The organism is Mucilaginibacter frigoritolerans (assembly GCF_007830615.1).
GTDB classification, from domain to species: domain Bacteria; phylum Bacteroidota; class Bacteroidia; order Sphingobacteriales; family Sphingobacteriaceae; genus Mucilaginibacter; species Mucilaginibacter frigoritolerans.
In genome coordinates this window covers 12,889-32,608 of record NZ_VLLI01000010.1, presented here as the reverse complement: position 1 = coordinate 32,608, position 19,720 = coordinate 12,889, and the positions used below count along the sequence as shown (strand labels likewise).

The window sequence follows — 19,720 nt, the reverse complement described above, 5'->3', positions numbered from 1 at the left end:
AAGAATGAAGAAGTATATCCCGTTAATATTGTTGATGTTTTACTTGTCTACTGATGTAAAAGGACAATCCGTTAAGAGAAAAACATTAGTTACACAACCTGATCTGGTATCTTATGTTGATCCTTACATCGGCACGGGTTTACATGGGCATGTGTTTTTAGGGGCTAATGTGCCTTTTGGGGCAGTGCAGCTGGGTGCAGTCAATATGTCAAAGGGATGGGACTGGTGTTCCGGATATAATTATGCTGATTCAACAATTGTTGGTTTTGCACATACGCATCTCAGCGGTACCGGTATAGGTGATTTAGGCGATATTCAGTTTATGCCTACAACGGGACCTGCAAAGGTTGTTCCTGGTACTTTAAATGATTACCAAAGTGGTTATTATTCACTTTTTAGTCATAAGGATGAAGTAGTACATCCAGGATACTACTCTGTGAAATTAAAAAGATACAATATTAATGTTGAGTTAACTGCTACCACACGCGTAGGTTATCATCGATATACCTTTCCTGAATCAAGTCAGTCGCATATTGTTATTGACCTGGAAAATGGCACGGCAGACCGTCCTGTGGAATGCTTCATAAAATTGGTTAACGACAGCACTATTACCGGATACAGGTATTCAACAGGATGGGCAGTTGATCAGAAAATTTATTTTGCTGCTGTTTTTTCTAAAGCTATTAAAGACTTTGCTGTTTATGATAGCTTAAAATCAGTACAGGGAACGGCCTTAAAAGGGAAATATATAAAAGGTATTTTGAGCTTTAGTACAACAAAAGGTGAAGTAGTGAAAATTAAAGTAGGCATATCCCCGGTAAGTATGGATAATGCCCTTATAAATGTCCGCACTGAAGCAACAACCTGGGATTTTGATAAAATTAAAAGACAAGCAAGGAACTTATGGAACCATGAGTTTCAAAAAATAGAGGTAAAGGCTGATACCCAAAGAATGCGGACTTTTTATACGGCACTTTATCACACCATGATAGCTCCTTCAACTTTTGATGATTGTAATGGAGACTACTTTGGTACTGATAAGCAAGTGCACCATAATGCCGGTTTTAATAATGTAACCACTATGTCGCTATGGGATACTTACCGGGCTGAAAATCCATTAATGACCCTCTGGCAGCCTGAACGTGTTAATAATCTTGTTAATTCAATGCTGGCTATATATCAACAGCAGGGCCGTTTGCCGGTATGGCACTTAATGGCTAACGAAACCAATTGTATGGTAGGGAATAGTGCCGTGCCTGTTATTGCTGACGCTTTTTTAAAGGGATATAAGGGTTTTGACGCCCAACTGGCATACGAGGCCGTTAAAAAAACACAAATGGGTGATATCCGGGGATTGAAGTTTGTAAAAAGCTTAGGTTATATCCCCGCTGATACGGTAACAGAATCAGTAGCAAGCGGGCTGGAATTTGCTATTGATGATTGGTGCATTGCTCAAATGGCCCTTAAAATGGGCAATAAAGAAGATTATATTTATTTCAGTAAGAGAGCCAAAAACTATGTGAATTATTTTGATAAGCAAGCACATTTTATGCGTGGCAGAATATCGGCTGATAAGTGGCGTACCCCATTCAGTCCATTTGTTTCCCGCCACATGAAGGACGATTTTACTGAAGGTAATTCCTGGCAATACAGTTGGTTAGTACCCCAGGATGTTGAAGGATTGATTGCATTACAGGGTGGCGAAAAACCGTTTATTCAAAAGTTAGATTCTCTTTTTGTAGCCAAAGGTGATATGGGTAATGAGGCATCTAATGATATTACGGGATTAATTGGTCAGTACGCCCATGGAAATGAACCAAGTCATCACATAGCTTATTTATATAATTATGTTGGAGAGCCATATAAAACGGCCGAAAAGGTGCGGTATGTGCTGGATAATTTTTATACTAATCAAACCGATGGTATAATTGGTAATGAAGATGTTGGGCAGATGTCAGCATGGTATGTGTTGTCGGCCCTGGGCTTTTACCAGGTAAATCCGGCTAATGGTGCTTATGTTTTTGGTAGCCCGGTTATTAACCATGCAACACTAAAACTGGCTAACGGTAAGGTTTTTCATATCGTAGTAAAAAACAATAATGCCGGTAATAAATACATACAGGGTATGATTTTGAATGGTAAAAGCTACCCTAAATCATATTTAATGTATAACGATATGTTAAAAGGCGGCTTATTGATCATAACCATGAGCAATAAGCCTTCCAATTATTGGGGTGTAAATAAAGCTTTCAGGCCAAAATCTGTGTACAATAATTAAACCGATGTTAACTATTGTAATTGGTTCAATTTAAATCGAATTACTTCTATCGATTCTTTTTGTCTTGAAATAATAACATACAATTCATTTTTATAAATTATGGAGTGCGGATAGCCATACTGTCCGCCCTTCCACAATCCTTTTTCTTTTAATTGGTAGAGCTCATCAGCAATAACATATTGTTTACTAAAAGATTTTCCATTATTTGATAATGCTAAAATTAGCGGGTTCCGATCATAATGGTGCAATGTGTCAGGTATACCCACATAGTAATACTTTTTATCAGGTAATCTGCCGAAGTGAAATTTACTATCGTTATCTGTAAATTTTGTTTGAACGGGATTAGACCATGTTTTGCCATTGTCCTTACTTTCAGTAAGCCAGAGCCAGCCTTTCCAGCCTTTTCCGGTAACTCTTAAAAGCATGTGTATGATATTGTCATCAGTCTGAAAAAATGAACCTTCACATAATGGAGGATATCCCAGTTTTTCTGCAGGCCGGTAAAAGGTTGATGAATTATCCTGCTTATATAATGAGTCTGGGTAAAAGCTGTTCATTTTCCAGCCAGATAAGCCCCTGTGATCGTCAGTGTAGGGAAAACTAAAGTTCCCGCTGATGATGAGCCTCCCACTTTTGGTTACTTCCGGCCCGTGATTGGGGATAATAGGCAGGTGCATATCTATTGGTTCACTCCAGTGTTCGCCATCTGTACTTGTTTTGGCCCACAGATGGGTATCTGTACGGTCTTTTTTATAGTCGCCATAGTAAGCCACTAATGTATCATTGAATTTATAAAGCCCAGCTGCGGTAAGCACTCTTAAAGTATCACCTTTGGTTTTTGATGGACTAGCCAATACGCCCAATTTTGACCAGTTTACAAAATCATCAGAAACTGAAAAAGCAATGCGCTGACCGGGTGAATCTTCATCCTTTAACCCGTTTGACCATATGGCTATTAATTTGCCTTTAAATTCAATTATAGAAGGGTGATGATTGTACAACCATTGTTTTTCGGGTGTATAGATCATTTGCCTGTCTATATGCAGATGAGCGAGGCCATTTTCATCTTTATATTGGTTGCTGATGCTAGTTTGTTGTGCTTTTAAACCGCTGGAAATCATTGCGAATAATAAAATAGCAGCTATTGAATTTAATGAAGCTTTCATTTTATTAAGATAATATACTTTTTATAAATAGATCAATTCTATTTATAAAAAGTATAAGAGAATCAGCAGCTATTGGGAACTTTAAATGTGTTTAATTATAAAGATAAATGAGGGAGTCATCTAAATACTAGCGGTATACATAAACGCCTCTTCAAAATTAGTTTAAAGAGGCGTTTACATTACTTTTTAGCTTTTTTCTTTTCCAAATAAATGCCGTGACCAGTAATTGGTAAGGAAAATATTTTGCGGGTCACGTCGTTCGCGTAAGCGCATAAAGTCGTCCCATCGTGGATATTGTTCCTTGAAATAGGCGGCCCACTTCTCGAAATCATATTCAGGCAAAAATTTTGCCCAATGCAGTCTGAAAGAAATGTTTTCATCTTTAAGAGCTTCCCAAAACTGGCTGAAAAAACCATCTTTTGCTGCCGGGTTGCCTTCGTTAGTGCTAAACCAAAAGAAATCTATCCTAAATACATCCCGCTCAAATGATGGACTCAACCAATAGCTGCTCTGTTTACCTGCATACAATTCGGTAGAGTAATATCCAGTAGCTTTAAATTTGCCTTCCTTAAACATTTTATCCAACAGATCCATGGCACGTTGTGTATCAGTCAATGGAATCCATATTTCTGTAAATTCTGTTCCCATCAGTATATCGTTTGCACCATTGTCCATAGGCAAACTACTATAGGTGTAATCCATAAAAAGCTGTGCTTTGCCTTTTTTAGTTAACGGTTGAAGGGCGTCAATCACAGTAGGGTACAAAGCATCTAACAGCCCTTTAAATGTCATAAAGAAAAGAGTTAATAAAAAACCTATTACTTTCAATATACCGGTAACCAAAACGGCCATCAGCTTTGCAAAGAACTTACCGCCCCATGATAATTCTGTTAGGCGCCTGAATTCCGCAAAAGAAGGCTGAAGTTTTTTCCATACTATGCCAAATTTGCTATTTCCAAGCATTGTAAATATCATCGAGGCTCCTAATTGTTCAACATTAGTAATAAAGTTATTATCGGCAAATTCTTCGTAAGGGGCCGGATCAAATACTGGCATTGCGGTACCTCTTGAAGCTTCCCATATTACTACCCTTTCTACTTTTTCCTGTGGCCACCAGAGTATCCTTGAATATGGGGTCTGTTTTAGGAAATTTTCCATGCTTAGTTTCCCTGCAGAACCTGCACCGAATAAATCAATTGGGCAATCGGCCGGGGAAGTAGGGTAGGTGATCTGCTGGCCGTAAATGTTAAAAATGGGAGTTAATTGCAGGCGAACTTTGCTTACTATACCTAATAAGCCCAATGAAAGAACAATAGCGCCAAATTCTTCGCTTTCTTTGGTAAACCATTCAGCTGTCCCATTACCATCAATAATGGATAATGCCAGCAGATTTTCGTCAATGCTATACCAAAGCGATCCACCCGAAGATCCCGTCATCAGGAATCCGCTTACCGTTTGATGCGATATCCCTCCAAGATCACTTAAAGTAAATCCTTTAACAAATGCCTGGTACAGTAAACTATTTTCTAAAGTTGATGTTCCTGTAGGATCTTCAGGATCGTAGCCCAGGTGTATACCTGCTTCTACCTCTATAATTCCTTTTTTTTCATCAATCCATGTTAGTGCCATGTACTGATCAAACATAACATTAAGGTTTGGGCCTTTTGGTGGTTTTTGTTCAGATACTTCATTAGGAAGTGGTTTCTCTCCCTGACCGGGATCTGTATAAATGGCTCTCGACATGGAGTGTGCTGCTCCTCTGCACCTGATTTCGAGGGATTCATTGCCGGCTTTTTTTACCAGTGCTATAATTTCATTTTCGGTTGTAGGATGGTAAAAGCCATCCTCACCCTTTGTAGGTAATGGTGATAAGGTCATAAAGGTATTTTAAGGTGATTGGATAAGTTGTTGCTTCATTGAGATGATAATCATGTTCAATAAGGAGGTATAGCCAATAAATAGCTGATGCACATTGTATTGCTGGTAAATGATCAATGAAGTGCCGACAAGGCAGGCATAAACACAAGCAGACTTTTGATACCTTTGAAAAGATACTGACATGATAATGGTTAAGGTGTCTTAAAGTTATGAATAAAAAATAACTATTAACCTATAGGTAATAAAAGAAAGTATGAATTATAATTATCAGGAGTAAATATTGAAAATTGTATGGCCAGAGCTTCTTACTAAAACGCTCTGAATCATGGTTAGTCTTTTTGCTGGCAATTGAAATAGTTTTCAGTTATCCAAACTTCTAAACTCATAAAGCTTGTACAAGCTGTTTCCATCACCATTTACACAATTAAGCCAGTTATGCATTACCACATATGGTGAACAGGGGCCGTAAGTAAATATTCTGATTGGTCTTTTTTGTGCTTCTTTTTGCAATATTAATAGCATATCATTGAGCATTCTTCCTTCAAAAGGGGTGTACATAAAAAACACCGTTCCTTTCGAATAATCTCCTTTAAGTGCATCAGAATTAATGAAATTAACGTTAGCTAAGTTCAGCTGTGAGGCACATGCTATTGCATAATTACAATAGGCGGGTTCATATTCAATTCCGTAGGTTGTAGCTTTGCTGATCAAATTTACCAGGATACCTACCTGGCCCACTCCTGATCCGATATCAAAAAAAATATCATCCGGAGTTAATTGGGCCAGTTGCGTTAACTCAAATATTATTCGGGCGGGTGTTTGCTGATAGAATACCATTTCTGACGCTCTATCTAAGGTTGGTTCCGGAATTTCTTTATAGGCTAATAGTCCATTAACAAAGGCATCCAAATTATCATAACCAATCTTATCTGGCTGATTAATATTGCTGGATGCAGCTCCAATATATTTATCAATCAGGTACTTAAAAGGTAATGAAATGCCTGCTGTAATGTTTTGTCGGATTTTTTTAAATAAATTAATGTCTATTTCTTCCAGCCTGAACTTTATTTTTTCGGCTTGTTGCTTTAGTATATCCAGTTTTTTATTCGATTCAGTATTTTGCTGTAATCCTTCGATACGATCAAAGATATGAAAATCAATAAAGTCTATAGTATTCGCCCGTTTATCAAAGTTGATTTCTTCATAAAGAGTTGTATCATTTTCAATAGCCGAGATGTCGGATTGTATTTCTGAAATAACCATTATTAACTCAGCATTCATCAGCAACAAATATAGGTTACCGCCTGTTTAGATCCGTTTTTTGAGTTGTAAGTTTAATTGTTTTATAGTTAAATAATGCTGTTTTTGCAGAGTTTGATTAATTTTTAATTAATTATTAATAAGTATTGATTATTTCAATATTTAAATCTACATTTGGGTGAGCGAAAGCTCATTAACACCTAAACTTTATCATCATGGCTCACTTAAGCATTTCTGGCGTCCGGAGGGGCGCATCCTTTCATCATCTTTTTTATTTTTTAGACCAAAGCAAATCACTTGCTTCGCGGGTTTTTATCCAATCTCAAACTAAAAAATCCTGAACCTATGAAAAAGATCAACATTATTACGCTGCTAATTGGTTTTGGCGCGCTTGCAGCTTATCTCAGCTCATCTTCATGCCATAACCCTAAACCTTTAACGGGCAGTAACAACGGCGATTCAACCCATGTAACTACACCTTTAAGTCCGGTAATGCCCTTTGATGTTACTTTGCCGCCGCCACCACAACGTGTGCTGGAAACCACTGTGCGCAGAGGCTTTGACCTTTTTTCATGGGACTCATTCATAGCCCTTTGCTGGCCATCAAAAAGTGGACAGGTTATAGGTCAGTTTGGTGATAACGCCACTGTTTGGGAAACCTATAAAAAGAATTACCAGGTATTTTTAGATAGTGGACAAAAACCGCAGCCCTGGGATATAGGTAGCCAAACGAAAGAGATATTTCTTTCACAAATTGGTAAAACGCCGCCGGAAATGACAGCTATTTTCCAACCCTTTCTTACAGGTCCGTTAATTGATCAGAATGGCCAGTATTGCCGTTTTGAAATTGCAATGAACAGGGAAATGTTTGAATATATTAATCAGCATACCCTTTACAATATTGAAGGCCAGAGAAGTTTTACCGATACCGTAATCTTCCCGGAAGGGAATAATGCAACCAAAAAGTATGGTGCAGTAATGGTAAAGGCATCCTGGAAAATATTGGGTGCTGGTGATGACACATCACGATTCCATAAAGTTAAAGCCATTATTCATATTGCTGCGCTGCCTTCAAGAGGAATTAAAGATACCAGTTATGAAGCATGGGTGGGATTAGTAGGATTGCACATCGGCACCAAAACTGTAACATCACCACAATGGATTTGGTCAACATTTGAACAAGTTGATAATGTACCCGACTTTGGTAAGGTTGAAAAAGGAAAACATTATAACTTTTATAATGAAGCCGCCGGAGACAAGGCACTGAATAAAGCACCTGTTCAACCATGGAACCCTGGTATTAAAGGGCAAATTCCAAGTCAGGTGGCTCGTCTTACACCTATATATACAGGTACACAGGCCTTAAACGATTCCATTCACAAACTACTTGTTGCAATAAACCCTCGGAATGTTTGGCAATACTATGAACTGGTAGGCACACAATGGCCGGTACATCCTGCTCAAAGTAATACTGGCGACCCATTTCCGGTTTATATGGCTAATGCAACTTTGGAAACCTATGACCAGGGAACCATAAAGGATGGCAAAGTAGTTTATGTGCCTGGTGTTACTTCAAGTTGTATTGACTGTCACAACGGATCAACAACATGGGGAGGCCGCCCTGCGGACTTTACTTATCTTCTAAAAACGGCCAAAGCTGTAAAAAAATAAATATTAACAATTCTAAAATCGATCATATGACTCTTGATGAATTTGTAAGCCTTTCGTCAGCATTGACAGGCTACCCGGCCAGTACCTTAAAACCGGCACGTGATACGCAAATGATAGCGCAAACATTGTATGAGCAGTTAAATCTGCCATCAAACAATATACCTTCTGCCCAATTGGACCTGCTTACCCTAGTATGGAACCAGATATCAGGCACACCGCCCCCTCAGTTGGAGGCAGCAGTAAAAGAAAAAATTATTGATAATCTGGCCATAACGCGTCTGGCTCAAAACATTATTTACTTATGGTTTTTTGGCATATGGTACGATTTGTCGAAAAACCCGGCATCATTCACTTCTCCAAACATTGATCACGTTGTTTCACCACTGGCCTACAAAAACGGATTAGTGTGGGGCGAAATGGGTGCACACCCAATGGGCTTCAGTACAGGAGTATTTGGGTATTGGGAAAATGTTCCGCAATTGCCAGCAATAAATTAAAATAAACGAGAACCTAAACCGAAAAAATATTTTGCAATGGATAATTCAACTAAACAATATGATGTAGTGATTGTAGGTGGGGGATGGGCCGGAAGTTTATTGGCCTATAAGCTTTCATCTGCCAATAAAAAGGTATTGGTATTGGAAGCCGGTATTGCTATTGATGGCCTGATCACCAATCCTGATGAAAATCAACTGGAAACAGGTAGCCGTGCCGAATTTATGGACGATTTCTTTATGGCGATGGCCAAAACCCCTGAGTCGCCATATGTACAGAACTATAATGCTCCACGACCAGCTGTATTGGATATACGGCCGGTTACGAGTCCTCCGGCTCCGGAAGATTGTGCAGACCCTATTAAATCAATAAATAATGGATATTTTATCCAAAAAGGACCTATACCATTTGGCAGTACTTATGAGCGTCGTGGCGGTGGTACATCTTGGCATTGGTTAGGTACCAGCCTGCGCATGATGCCTAATGATTTTAAGATGAAATCTGTTTATAACAAAGCCGTAGACTGGCCTTTAACTTACGAAGATCTTTCAAATTATTATGATGAAGCTGAGTTTGAAATAGGAGTGTCAGCCGATGTTGATGAACAAAAGATACATGGAATCACCTTTAGTGATGGTTATGTATATCCAATGGCTAAAATCCCACCAACAATTTTGGATAATACCATGGACAAAGCGCTTGCCAACGTAACTTTTGATGGCAGTTCGCTAAAGGTTACCGGTACTCCGGCAGGCCGTAATGGAGTGCCAAATCAATTGAAGGATGGTAGCTTTTATGATAACGGACGCCGTCAATGCCAGGGTAATACCAATTGTACGCCTATTTGCCCTATACAAGCTAAGTATGATGCAACTATAAGTATGGCTAAGGCATTGATGACCGGTAATGTGGATATTATTTACCAGGCGGTAGCTTTTAACATCACCATAGATGAAGCTACTAAGGAAGTGAATGGTGTTGAGTATAAAACGTACGATAAAATCGACGGCCCAAGTACCGGCACATTTACAGCTACAGGTACAAAATATGTTATTGCAGCACATGCTATTGAAGCGGCAAAACTATTGCTAATGTCTAACAAGCAATTGCCTAATGGTGTTGCTAATCATAGCTTGCAGGTAGGTAAAAATCTGATGGATCACCCGATGTACCTGGGCTGGGGGCTAATGCCTAAACCAGTTTACCCTTTCAGGGGGCCATTATCAACTTCAGGTATTGAAGGGCCACGTGATGGTGCATTTCGCAGTGAGCGTGCTTCCTTCCGTATAGAAATTGGTAACGAAGGATGGAACTGGCCTGCCGGAGCGCCATACAATCAGGTTATTGACATGGTAAGCCCTTTGCCTCCTGATAAATCAGGAAAGCCAACTATAGGTATTTTTGGTTCACAGCTCAGGAAAAATATACAAAGTGTATTTACACGTCAATTCCGTATTGGGTTCCTTATAGAGCAGTTGCCGGATGATAATTGTTATATCGTTCCTTCAAAAACATGTGTAGACAATTTGGGTGTTCCTCGCCCTGAGATCCACTATAGTTTTGACAACTACACTATGGAAGGTTTTAAAGCAGCAGCGGCAGCCACAGAGACCATTTTTAAAGCAGTTGATGCTGATAATAAAACTGGCATCCCCGTAGGAGATGGTGGTGTATTTACTTATGAAGGTGTTAAATATTATTCACAGGGAGCAGGTCACGTAATGGGTACACACCGCATGGGTTTTACCAATGAAGATTCGGTAACCGATGCGAATATGAAAAGCTGGGATCACGACAATTTATACCTGGTAGGCTGTGGTTCATTTCCTACAACAGCTACTTCAAACCCAACCTTAACGATGGCTGCACTTACCTTTAAAGCTGCAGATGCTATTTTGAAGAGTTTTTAATTAACAACAATTTACATTAAAAGTAAAAACAATGACAAACACTATATTACCCAAAATGATGCACAGTACCTACTTTACGTTAAGTATGGGAAGTACTCCCGGTCTGCGGGATAGTTATATCGATGCCTGCGGCGCTTACTTGTCTGATTCTGAAGGGATGCTTTCGTTTTGGGTAGGCCAGTTGGCTGAAGATATGTTCCGGTTGGAAAATGACAGGAATTTTAATGTGGCGATGAACCAGATATTTGAGAACGTTAACATGTTTGACAAATATAACGCAAACGATAAAGAGCATAGTCAGTTTGTAATAGAAGTAAACAGGTGGGCACCAGGTACCGGAAGGAGGGTATACGATTCCTTCCTTACCAATCTTATCTATGGCGATGATAATACGCCGCCAGCTGCAGGACAGCCGCCACGCATGTTGCATAATATCTATTTTTCGCTCACCGATAAATCAGAAAAATCAATTGCTAAGTTCATTGAAATTTGTGTTAAATACCTTTCCGGGCATCCGGGAGCCTGCGTATTTGCCGTTGGTGGTTTAGCTAATATGAAAAGAGATGTATCTATTACCGACTATGATGTAGCAGTGAATATTTTATGGAAAAATAAGGCTGCTTATAGTGCCTATTTGACCAGTAAAGAGCATGTTGCTTTTTTTGCGGCCACTCCTGGTATGATTGCAGACACTTATATTTTTGATTCCTACCTGGTAGAATAGTATCAGTGTATTGCGACAGATTTATTTACTAACCTTATCACATTTCGGTCATGACAAAAGCAATTAATGAATTAATAAAGGAATTGAGTGGCTATGTATTACAGCCTGGGGATCCCAATTACGAAAGTGTTATCAGAATTGATAATGGGCGCATACAGCTTCGTCCCATGGTTATCGTTCAACCAATAGTAGTAGAAGACGTAGTATTGGGACTTAAATTTGCTGTTAAACATCATCTTCCTTTCAACATAAAAGGTGGGGGGCATAGTGCAGCCGGTTATTGTTTAAATGACAATGGCGTTGTAATAGACCTGAAATACCTTAATAAAATGTCGTTCGATGCAAAACGACAAAGTGTTACCGCTCAGATGGGCGTTATTTGGAGCGATGTGTACCAGTTTATGGTTGACACCGGTACAGGTTTAATTCCTGTTGGCGGCGGATGCCCAACAGTTGCCCCGCCAGGATTTATGCAGGGAGGTGGTTATAGTTTTGTTTCCCGGTCGTACGGTATGAGTATTGACAGTCTGTTAGCTATTCAGATTGTAACGCCTGATGGAAAATTAAGACGGATAGACAGGGAAAGCAATTCAAAAGAAGACCAGGATCTATTTTGGGCTTTCAGTGGTGGCGGCGGTGGAAACTTCGGGATTATTGTGGAGATGGAAATGCGGGTACATAAACCATACAGTAAACTGATGCTGGTAGGACAAATACGTTATCCGCTTGAGCAAACAGAAGAAGTTTTGGGTTATTATAACGAATGGGTGGAGAATATTCCTGATGCAATGTCTTGCTATGGTTTTATGGGAAACCAACCGGATGCGCTTGACAGCTCGAAAAACGTGAAAGTACTTGGTCTTACACCGGTATTTAACGGAGAGTGCGCCGAAGGTATTGAACTTTTAAAAGGATTACTCAAATTAAAACCCATTAATGCAGACCTGCGCAATATGACATTGCCTGATTGGGAATTTTATAATGGGTATACCACCCTGGTTAAAAACCGGAGTGCTTATATGCGTTCACTAATCCTTCAAAAAGGTGGAATGAATAATAATGTTGCAAAGGTTATAACCGAATATATGAACATGGCACCATCTGCTGCAAGTTTTGCGGTATGGACCCTTGGAGGCGGTGCAATATCACAGAAAGCCCCAGGCGAGAGTGCTTATGTTCACAGGGAGGCACGTTTTATACCCGAAGTTAAATCAATATGGGATGCTGATAAGCCGGGCGATGCTTACAGTAATGTGGAGTGGGCCTATGAGTTTTTTGAGGCGATGCGTGTAGCCGGCGATGCAACGGGGGCTTATGTGAATTACATTGATCCTTTACTGCACAATTGGGCTGATATGTATTATGGAGAAAATTATGAGAGGTTAAAGAAGATTAAAAAAGATATCGACCCTGATAATCTGTTTAGTTTCCAACAGAGTATTGGATCACCATTTAATCCACCTAAACCACCGTTAACAGATCTGAGCCCATTAAACCGTACTCAACTGCCATCAGAAAAATAATAATTTTCAAACAGGATCATATCCAATTAAAATTATCAATCATGCCAACGCCTCAAAATATAATAGATTGGTTGAAATTACAGCCGAATGAAGCTGAAGGTGGCTTTTTTGCCAGTGTTTATACCTCCGCAATAAATCTTCCCGACAGCGTACTGCCCGGCTTTCCCCCAGTTAAAGGTGGACGTCCCCTGTGCAGCGCTATTTATTATTTTTTGGAACAGGGAACCTTTTCTGCAATGCATAAGGTAAATGGTGATATGCTATATCATTTTTATAGTGGAGACCCTGTGCAGATGCTGCTTCTCTATCCGGAGAATTATCCCAACAGATATGAAATATGTACTTTTAGTAATGATATGTCTGCCGGTAGTTATCCTATGAAGGTTATTCCAGGAGGTACCTGGATTGGCTCAAGACTGACACCTGCAGGTGAATATGCATTAATGGGAGTAAGTATGGCTCCTGGATTCAGTCCTGTTGATTATACCATCGCCAAGCGTAAAGATCTGTTAAAAGAATATCCTGAAGTATCAGAATTTATTACAGATCTTACTAAAGATTAGGCTTTTTTCGAAAGACTCGTTCTAAAAGCAATAAATCCGGTTTATAGGCGGATTTATTGCTTTAAAGATAGGATTGAAAATTAATTCTCTGTTAAGGTTTGGTCTTTATGGTGATTCCTGAAATCAGTTTACAAAATAATCGCGCATTAGCTTTATATAGTCACCATCATTATTATTATTACGTTTCCCATCAATATAAAATTAAGCGTCTTCGCCAATTAAGTAATGCAATTGTTCTTTTCCGTCAGTTGTAACCTCGTAACCGGTGGTTCTTATTTGTTTTGTAGTTTTGAATACTCTCTTTTAAGATGCTAAAAAATGGGGTGAATTTTCCACACACTACTCCATTACCGAATGCTCGATTACAATAGATAATAGAGTGCTGCTAATTGTATGTTTACCCTTGAAACCAATAGTTTTTCTATAAGATATTAATCATCTTTAATGGAATGAATATTTCCTTTTAAGAAATATCAAATTATTGAATTTTGAAATTGTTGTGAGTAGTAAATTAAAATACCATTTATAACGCTATATCATCATTTTGTTGAGTAATTAGCAGTTTTTCATTGATCTTGAAAGTTTTTGTGTATTATTCTGTTTATCAATTGTTTAATTAATGGCAGGATTTTTATATAGATTTAAAGTATGGAATAGAATCAAGATTATATTAAAAATTATGGCGTTATGAACAGTGAAATCTACAACAAAAGAAAGTTAAATTGTTTAATGACAAAGCGGCTTATAGAATTACATGGTAAAGGTTTTGATGCTGATTTTATATTATTAGGCAATAATTATTTGATGTGTTTGCAAAATAGTAATACTTTTCCCTATCAATCTTATTCCATCCTGTTAATTGATGAGGTATATGATTACCTCAGTGAATCGTATAAATGTATTTATGCTATTGAAGTATTTACCGGAGAAAAAGGGGTATTACTTACAGACGGAATTGTTCAGTCTTCCTTTTTAGCAAACTAATTTTATGAATTATTGCAAAAATTTTCTTTCATAAAGAATTTTTATTGTTTTGATTCGTCTTCTCTATAAAGTATAAGCAGGCAACTGCTTCGGTATTTCGTCATAGTATTCAATAATTAACGACATATAGCTACTTTTATATTTAAACTTTTTATTTAATCGTCTTATAATCAATATTTTATATTTAGGTATTGTTATTGAATATATTGACGCAATAAACACAATTGAAATATGGAGAATTTAGTTTTTTATTGTACCAGAATTATTCTTTTGGTTTGCCTGGCATTAATTGTTTATATTATAAGTACGCCCGCAAAGGATCTTTCAGATCAGTCTGATATATTTTTGTAATAATATTAATTAAGATCTTTTATAATGTTTTTCAGGAGTACATCCTTTTGCCTGGTTTTTTAATTGCGGCTGCAACTTCTTTTTATATCCCGGCGTATTAGCTTTTAGTAATAATAAATTAACCTCTTTCTGACGGAAATTTTATCTGCTTTTTACACTATTGAACGCCCATATTCTGCAAAAAGTAGTAATTTTAAGGCATCATTTCCGATAGTGACAGTGGAAATAGTAACTGATTAATAATTAAGCGTATGAGTATTATTCACAATAAAGATATTGGAACAAAACAAAAAGCGCTTGCTATTAATCTCGACCCCCAAATTTATGGCTCATTTGCTGAAATAGGTGCAGGCCAGGATGTAGCAGCTAATTTTTTTAAGGCCGGAGCATCATCCGGCACTATTGCCAAAACCATGTCGGCCTATGATATGGTTGTTTCTGATGCTATTTATGGAGCGCTGAAAGTCCGCCGCTATGTAAGCGAACCCCGATTAATAGCCATGTTAGATCATGAATATGGCTTGCTGATTGAACGATTGGCAAGTCAGCGCGGTGATTCAACAACATTTTTTGCTTTCTCTGATACCGTTTCAGCTCTTAATTACCACAAAACAAACGAAGGTCATGGCTGGATGGGTGTGCGTTTTCAATTAGAACCTAATGGAGAGTTTAACGATGTTGTACTGCACGTTAAATTATTAGATAACGATAACAACTTACAACAGCAGGTAGTAGGCGTATTGGGGGTAAACCTGATTTATGCCTGCTTCAATTATCACGAAAACCCACCCATATTTCTGCTTTCATTAATGGATGAACTGTCTAATGATCGTATCCAGATAGATATGATTCGATTTGAGGGGCCCAATTTTAAAAAGGTTGATAATAGGCTGATGAGTTTGCACCTGGTAAAATACGGGTTTTCTGATGCCGCTGTGTTTGGCCCCGACGGTAAAAACCTGCAGCCCGATGAGGCTTTATATAAAAAACATATTGTAGTAGTACGCGGCCGCTTTCGCCCTATTATTAATGTGCATCTGGATATGCTGCATACAGGTGTAAAGCAGTTTATGCAGGAACCTGATGTTGATGAAACCAATGTGAGTGTTATTACAGAGCTTACTCTTCAATCACTAAAAGAACGTAATGCTGAACTTAACGCTGAAATTGATGAAAAGGATTTCCTTGATCGCGTGGATATTCTTTGTTCATTAGGACAAACGGTATTGATTTCTGATTTTCACGAATATTATAAACTGGTAGCTTATCTGTCAAAAATTACCAAATTAAAATTAGGAGTGGTTTTGGGTTATCCTAACCTGGAATATATTTTTTCTGAAGAGCATTATAAAGATTTGCCCGGGGGGATTTTGGAATCGTTTGCCACCCTGTTTAGCAGGAAGGTAAAATTATTTATTTATCCAACGTTACGTGATGGTGTAATCTGGAACTGCCTGAGGTTTTATCCGCCTCCTCATCTTATTGATCTTTATCGCTACCTGATAGCCAATAATAAAATTGAGGACATCCATCATTACAACGAAAACAACCTTAACGTTCAAACAGATAAGGTCCTGCAGTTAATAAAGAAAGGAGCCGAAGGATGGGAAGAATATGTGCCTGCCGAAGTGGCTACTATGATAAAAGAACGTTGCCTGTTTGGATATGCCTGTGATACAGATTTTACAAAAGAAAATACCCAAACAATAAGCGAGGATCCGGACGTAGTTACGGACATTGCTTAAACTTCTGTCAAATCAAAGAAAACTACATCATAAAGAAATAGGTCAAAAACCTGTCAATTTCTCTTTTATTTAAACAAAATGGGTTTAGCAAATGCATCTTTACCCCAAATATTTTAAAGATGGATCAACAAAAACTATTTGTTCAAATAGCCTTACACAGCTGGAATACGCAAATTGCCAGGGCCGAAAAAGTTTTTAACAGTTATAGTGAAAGCGAATTCTATAAACAAATAGCTCCCGGCAAAAATAGAATTATTTATCTGTATGGACATTTGGCCGTTTATCATGATCTTTTGAAAGAAACCCTGGGATTGGACACAGGCAAATATTCTGTTCTTTCTCCGCTCTTTCTCCAAAATCCTGATAATCAGGAATCAGAAATGCCTCCAGTTAAAGAATTAAAAGCCATTTGGAATGAAGTTCATTGTGATTTGAAAGAATTATTTAACAATGTAGCTCCCGAAGATTGGTTTAAAAGGCACAATGCTATGACTGATGCTGATTTTGAAAAGGATCCTTCGCGTAATCGTTTAAGTGTGGTTCTTAACCGTGCCAATCATGTGGCTTACCATTTGGGCCAAGTAGTATTGGTTAAGCCTGAAAACATTTAAGACAAGTTTTTCGTCTAAACAAAAAATCCCGGTATGCTCCGGGATTTTTTGCTTATGGGTATATCAAGATTTTAAACGCCTAAATCCTGCATAACTGCAGCAATTTTTAAATCGAGCTGCTTATCAGTTTCAGCATAAGCACTTTTATTGGCAAGCTTACCGTTAACGCTGCAATAAAACTTAATTTTAGGTTCAGTGCCTGAAGGGCGTGCAGAAACAATACTGCCATCCGCAGTAATAAATTGCAAAACATCTGATTTAGGCAACTCTAACGGTTGGGTAGTATTTGCAATTAAATCAGTTTCAATGCCTTTTTCATAATCTTTCAGCGTAATTACTTTTGAACCACCTAGTTTTGATGGAGGATTAGTCCTGAATTTCTCCATCATTTCCTTTATTTCCTCGGCACCTGTTTTACCTTTTTTAGTCAAAGAAATTAACTTTTCTTTATAAAAGCCGTATTGTACATAAGTATCAATCAGGGCCTCAAAGAGGCTGCTTCCTTTATCTTTATAAAACGCTGTCATTTCTGCAATAAACGCGCTAGACACTACTGCATCTTTATCCCTAACCAATTCTCCAATAAGATAACCGTAACTCTCTTCACCACCACCAATAAAGGTTTGTTTACCTTCAAATTTGGTCATCAATTCACCGATGTATTTGAACCCGGTTAAAGTGTTATAAAACTTTACGTTTTTAGCTTTTGCTATCTCCTCAATCAAGTTGGTAGTAACAATGGTTTTAACGATATATTCTTTACCGGTAAGTTTACCGCTTTCCTGCCAGGAAGTAAGCAGGTAGTTTATCAGCATGGCGCCTGTTTGGTTGCCATTTAGCAAAATAAATTCGTTCTGTGTGTTTTTTACGGCTATACCTACACGGTCGGCATCCGGGTCTGTGGCAAGTACCAGGTCTGCATCTGTTTCTTCTGCTTTTTTTAGCGCGAGGGTAAGAGCTTCCTTTTCTTCCGGGTTTGGATAAACAACTGTAGGGAAGTTGCCATCAGGCTTACTTTGTTCTTCAACTAATATCACATTCTCAAAACCAAATTGTTTAAGGGCCTGCGGCACAAGGGTAATTCCTGTGCCGTGAATAGGAGAGTAAACAATCCTTAAATCTTTCTGACGCTTAATAGCATCTTTTGATACAGAAAGAGCCGTTATTTTATCCAGGTAAAGCTTATCTATCTCTTCGCCAATAAATCCAATATTTGCATCAATGCGGTTAAATTTAACTTCATCAATACTGCTTATTGCAGCTACCTCATCCATAACTGCTTTGTCTTCAGGCGAAACAAATTGTCCACCGTCTGCACCATAAGCTTTATATCCGTTGTATTCTTTCGGATTGTGTGAAGCAGTGAGCATTACCCCACTTTTGCATCCTAAATAGCGAATAGCAAATGATAGCTCAGGCGTTGGGCGTAATTCTTTAAAGAAATAAACATAAATATCATTTGCCGAAAAAACTTCCGCAGTTATGCGGGCAAACAAATCAGAATTGTTTCTGCTATCATGCGCAATGGCAACCTTTACCTTTTGGCCAGGATAAGTTTTTTTAAGGTGATTACATAATCCTTGCGTAGCAGTGCCAATAGTATATTTGTTAATGCGGTTTGACCCTGGACCCATTATTCCGCGAAGCCCGCCCGTACCAAATTCAAGATCGCGGTAAAATGCGTCTGTTAACTCTGTATAAGATTCGCTGTCAATTAATTTTTGAATAGCGTTTTTGATATCAGCGTCATAATTTCCATTGAGCCAGGCATTTGCTCTTTGTAGAATAATGGGATCTGCTGTTTGCATAATAATATTTGTGTTTTTTCGGTAAATCGGTATAACAATATAAGGTCAAATATGGCAATAAAAAAAGAATTACCGCATAATGTAATGATATGATTAATTAACAAAATATTCTTTTAAATGAACATTAATATATGATTTTTTATATAGAACAACATTTCTGTTAAATAGATTTTTAATTGGAATAAATTAATTCATAAAAGGGTTCCGTAAATAAGTTTTATAATTAGGCCTCAAAAATCTGCCAAAGAGCACTTTAGGTCAAAAAGACACTTTGATCTTTTTAATTAATGCATAAAAGAGTTTGCCAGACTGTAACAAATGGAGCAATGAAGCGTATATACACCCCGTAAGTTTAAATACTGGCGCTTTAAGCTGGGAAGAAATCGCGCTTTAAATGCTGACCTAAAGCCCGACTTTTTGGAAAAGAAGGTGGGTTTCTTTGGTTCGGTAAACCGTAATTCATGAAAAAGATTAACTGAAATTAAAAAGATAAATTAAATAAATTCATCAATATTTAATTTATCTTTTTAATGCATTTTAAGTTTAAAACGCTGTTCCCTTTACCAACAATCTTTGTAAATATTCGTATAAATATGTTAAGTTTTGTAATTTAAACTTCTTTCTTTTGGGTTGATGTGTTTTTTCAACTGCGAATATGTTTTTACAAAACCTATCTGTTCTATTTAGATACATAAGGGCCGGCATATAATTTAATTTATTGCGCGTGTTTAGATTTCTCGATATGATATTACT

At 37.9% G+C, this 19,720-nt stretch carries 15 protein-coding genes; 10 read left to right on the top strand and 5 right to left on the bottom strand.

Translation table 11 applies throughout. The features are described from left to right. The first annotated feature begins 4 nt into the window (after nucleotides 1-4). Complete coding sequence (locus JN11_RS16445; RefSeq protein ID WP_144914318.1) at nucleotides 5-2,278, top strand: GH92 family glycosyl hydrolase; 2,274 nt, start codon at nucleotides 5-7, stop codon at nucleotides 2,276-2,278. Between the two features lie 11 nt (nucleotides 2,279-2,289). Here JN11_RS16445 and JN11_RS16440 read toward each other — a convergent pair whose 3' ends face one another. From JN11_RS16440 to JN11_RS16430, 4 genes are all read right to left on the bottom strand, one after another. Continuing rightward, nucleotides 2,290-3,444, bottom strand: a complete 1,155-nt coding sequence (locus tag JN11_RS16440; RefSeq protein ID WP_144914316.1) for a sialidase family protein — start codon at nucleotides 3,442-3,444, stop codon at nucleotides 2,290-2,292. A 186-nt stretch (nucleotides 3,445-3,630) separates the two neighbouring features. After that, nucleotides 3,631-5,322, bottom strand: a complete 1,692-nt coding sequence (locus tag JN11_RS16435) for a D-arabinono-1,4-lactone oxidase (protein ID WP_144914314.1) — start codon at nucleotides 5,320-5,322, stop codon at nucleotides 3,631-3,633. Nucleotides 5,323-5,331: 9 nt separating this feature from the next. Next, the gene (locus tag JN11_RS24475; RefSeq protein ID WP_170227774.1) at nucleotides 5,332-5,505 is read right to left on the bottom strand and encodes a hypothetical protein; all 174 of its coding nucleotides are present in this window, start codon (nucleotides 5,503-5,505) and stop codon (nucleotides 5,332-5,334) included. Nucleotides 5,506-5,682: 177 nt separating this feature from the next. Next, a complete protein-coding gene (locus tag JN11_RS16430; RefSeq protein WP_144914312.1) occupies nucleotides 5,683-6,603 on the bottom strand; it encodes a hypothetical protein in 921 nt (306 codons plus the stop codon). A 324-nt stretch (nucleotides 6,604-6,927) separates the two neighbouring features. Between JN11_RS16430 and JN11_RS16425 the strand changes: the two genes are divergently transcribed. The 9 genes from JN11_RS16425 to JN11_RS16385 all read left to right on the top strand — a co-directional run bounded on the left by JN11_RS16425 (nucleotide 6,928) and on the right by JN11_RS16385 (nucleotide 17,159). Continuing rightward, a complete protein-coding gene (locus tag JN11_RS16425; RefSeq protein WP_144914310.1) occupies nucleotides 6,928-8,253 on the top strand; it encodes a hypothetical protein in 1,326 nt (441 codons plus the stop codon). A 26-nt stretch (nucleotides 8,254-8,279) separates the two neighbouring features. Continuing rightward, nucleotides 8,280-8,750 carry a hypothetical protein gene (locus JN11_RS16420; RefSeq protein WP_144914308.1) on the top strand — a complete coding sequence of 157 codons (471 nt, stop codon included), beginning with the start codon at nucleotides 8,280-8,282 and terminating at the stop codon, nucleotides 8,748-8,750. Between the two features lie 36 nt (nucleotides 8,751-8,786). Then, nucleotides 8,787-10,658, top strand: a complete 1,872-nt coding sequence (locus tag JN11_RS16415) for a GMC family oxidoreductase (RefSeq protein ID WP_144914307.1) — start codon at nucleotides 8,787-8,789, stop codon at nucleotides 10,656-10,658. Nucleotides 10,659-10,689: 31 nt separating this feature from the next. Next, a complete protein-coding gene (locus tag JN11_RS16410; RefSeq protein WP_144914305.1) occupies nucleotides 10,690-11,382 on the top strand; it encodes a Dabb family protein in 693 nt (230 codons plus the stop codon). Nucleotides 11,383-11,432: 50 nt separating this feature from the next. Further along, nucleotides 11,433-12,905, top strand: a complete 1,473-nt coding sequence (locus JN11_RS16405) for an FAD-binding oxidoreductase (protein WP_144914303.1) — start codon at nucleotides 11,433-11,435, stop codon at nucleotides 12,903-12,905. A 41-nt stretch (nucleotides 12,906-12,946) separates the two neighbouring features. Continuing rightward, nucleotides 12,947-13,468, top strand: coding sequence for a cupin domain-containing protein (locus JN11_RS16400; protein ID WP_144914302.1), 522 nt, complete (start codon nucleotides 12,947-12,949; stop codon nucleotides 13,466-13,468). 729 nt (nucleotides 13,469-14,197) lie between these two features. Continuing rightward, nucleotides 14,198-14,452 carry a hypothetical protein gene (locus tag JN11_RS16395; protein ID WP_144914300.1) on the top strand — a complete coding sequence of 85 codons (255 nt, stop codon included), beginning with the start codon at nucleotides 14,198-14,200 and terminating at the stop codon, nucleotides 14,450-14,452. Nucleotides 14,453-15,054: 602 nt separating this feature from the next. Next, nucleotides 15,055-16,548 (top strand): TonB-dependent receptor, encoded by a 1,494-nt coding sequence (locus JN11_RS16390; RefSeq protein WP_144914298.1) that lies wholly within the window; start codon nucleotides 15,055-15,057, stop codon nucleotides 16,546-16,548. 119 nt (nucleotides 16,549-16,667) lie between these two features. After that, nucleotides 16,668-17,159 carry a DinB family protein gene (locus JN11_RS16385; RefSeq protein ID WP_144914297.1) on the top strand — a complete coding sequence of 164 codons (492 nt, stop codon included), beginning with the start codon at nucleotides 16,668-16,670 and terminating at the stop codon, nucleotides 17,157-17,159. 71 nt (nucleotides 17,160-17,230) lie between these two features. Here the strand turns inward: JN11_RS16385 and JN11_RS16380 are convergent, their stop codons facing one another. Then, on the bottom strand, nucleotides 17,231-18,967 hold the full coding sequence (locus JN11_RS16380) for a phospho-sugar mutase (RefSeq protein ID WP_144914295.1): 1,737 nt from the start codon (nucleotides 18,965-18,967) through the stop codon (nucleotides 17,231-17,233). Between the last annotated feature and the right edge of the window lie 753 nt (nucleotides 18,968-19,720).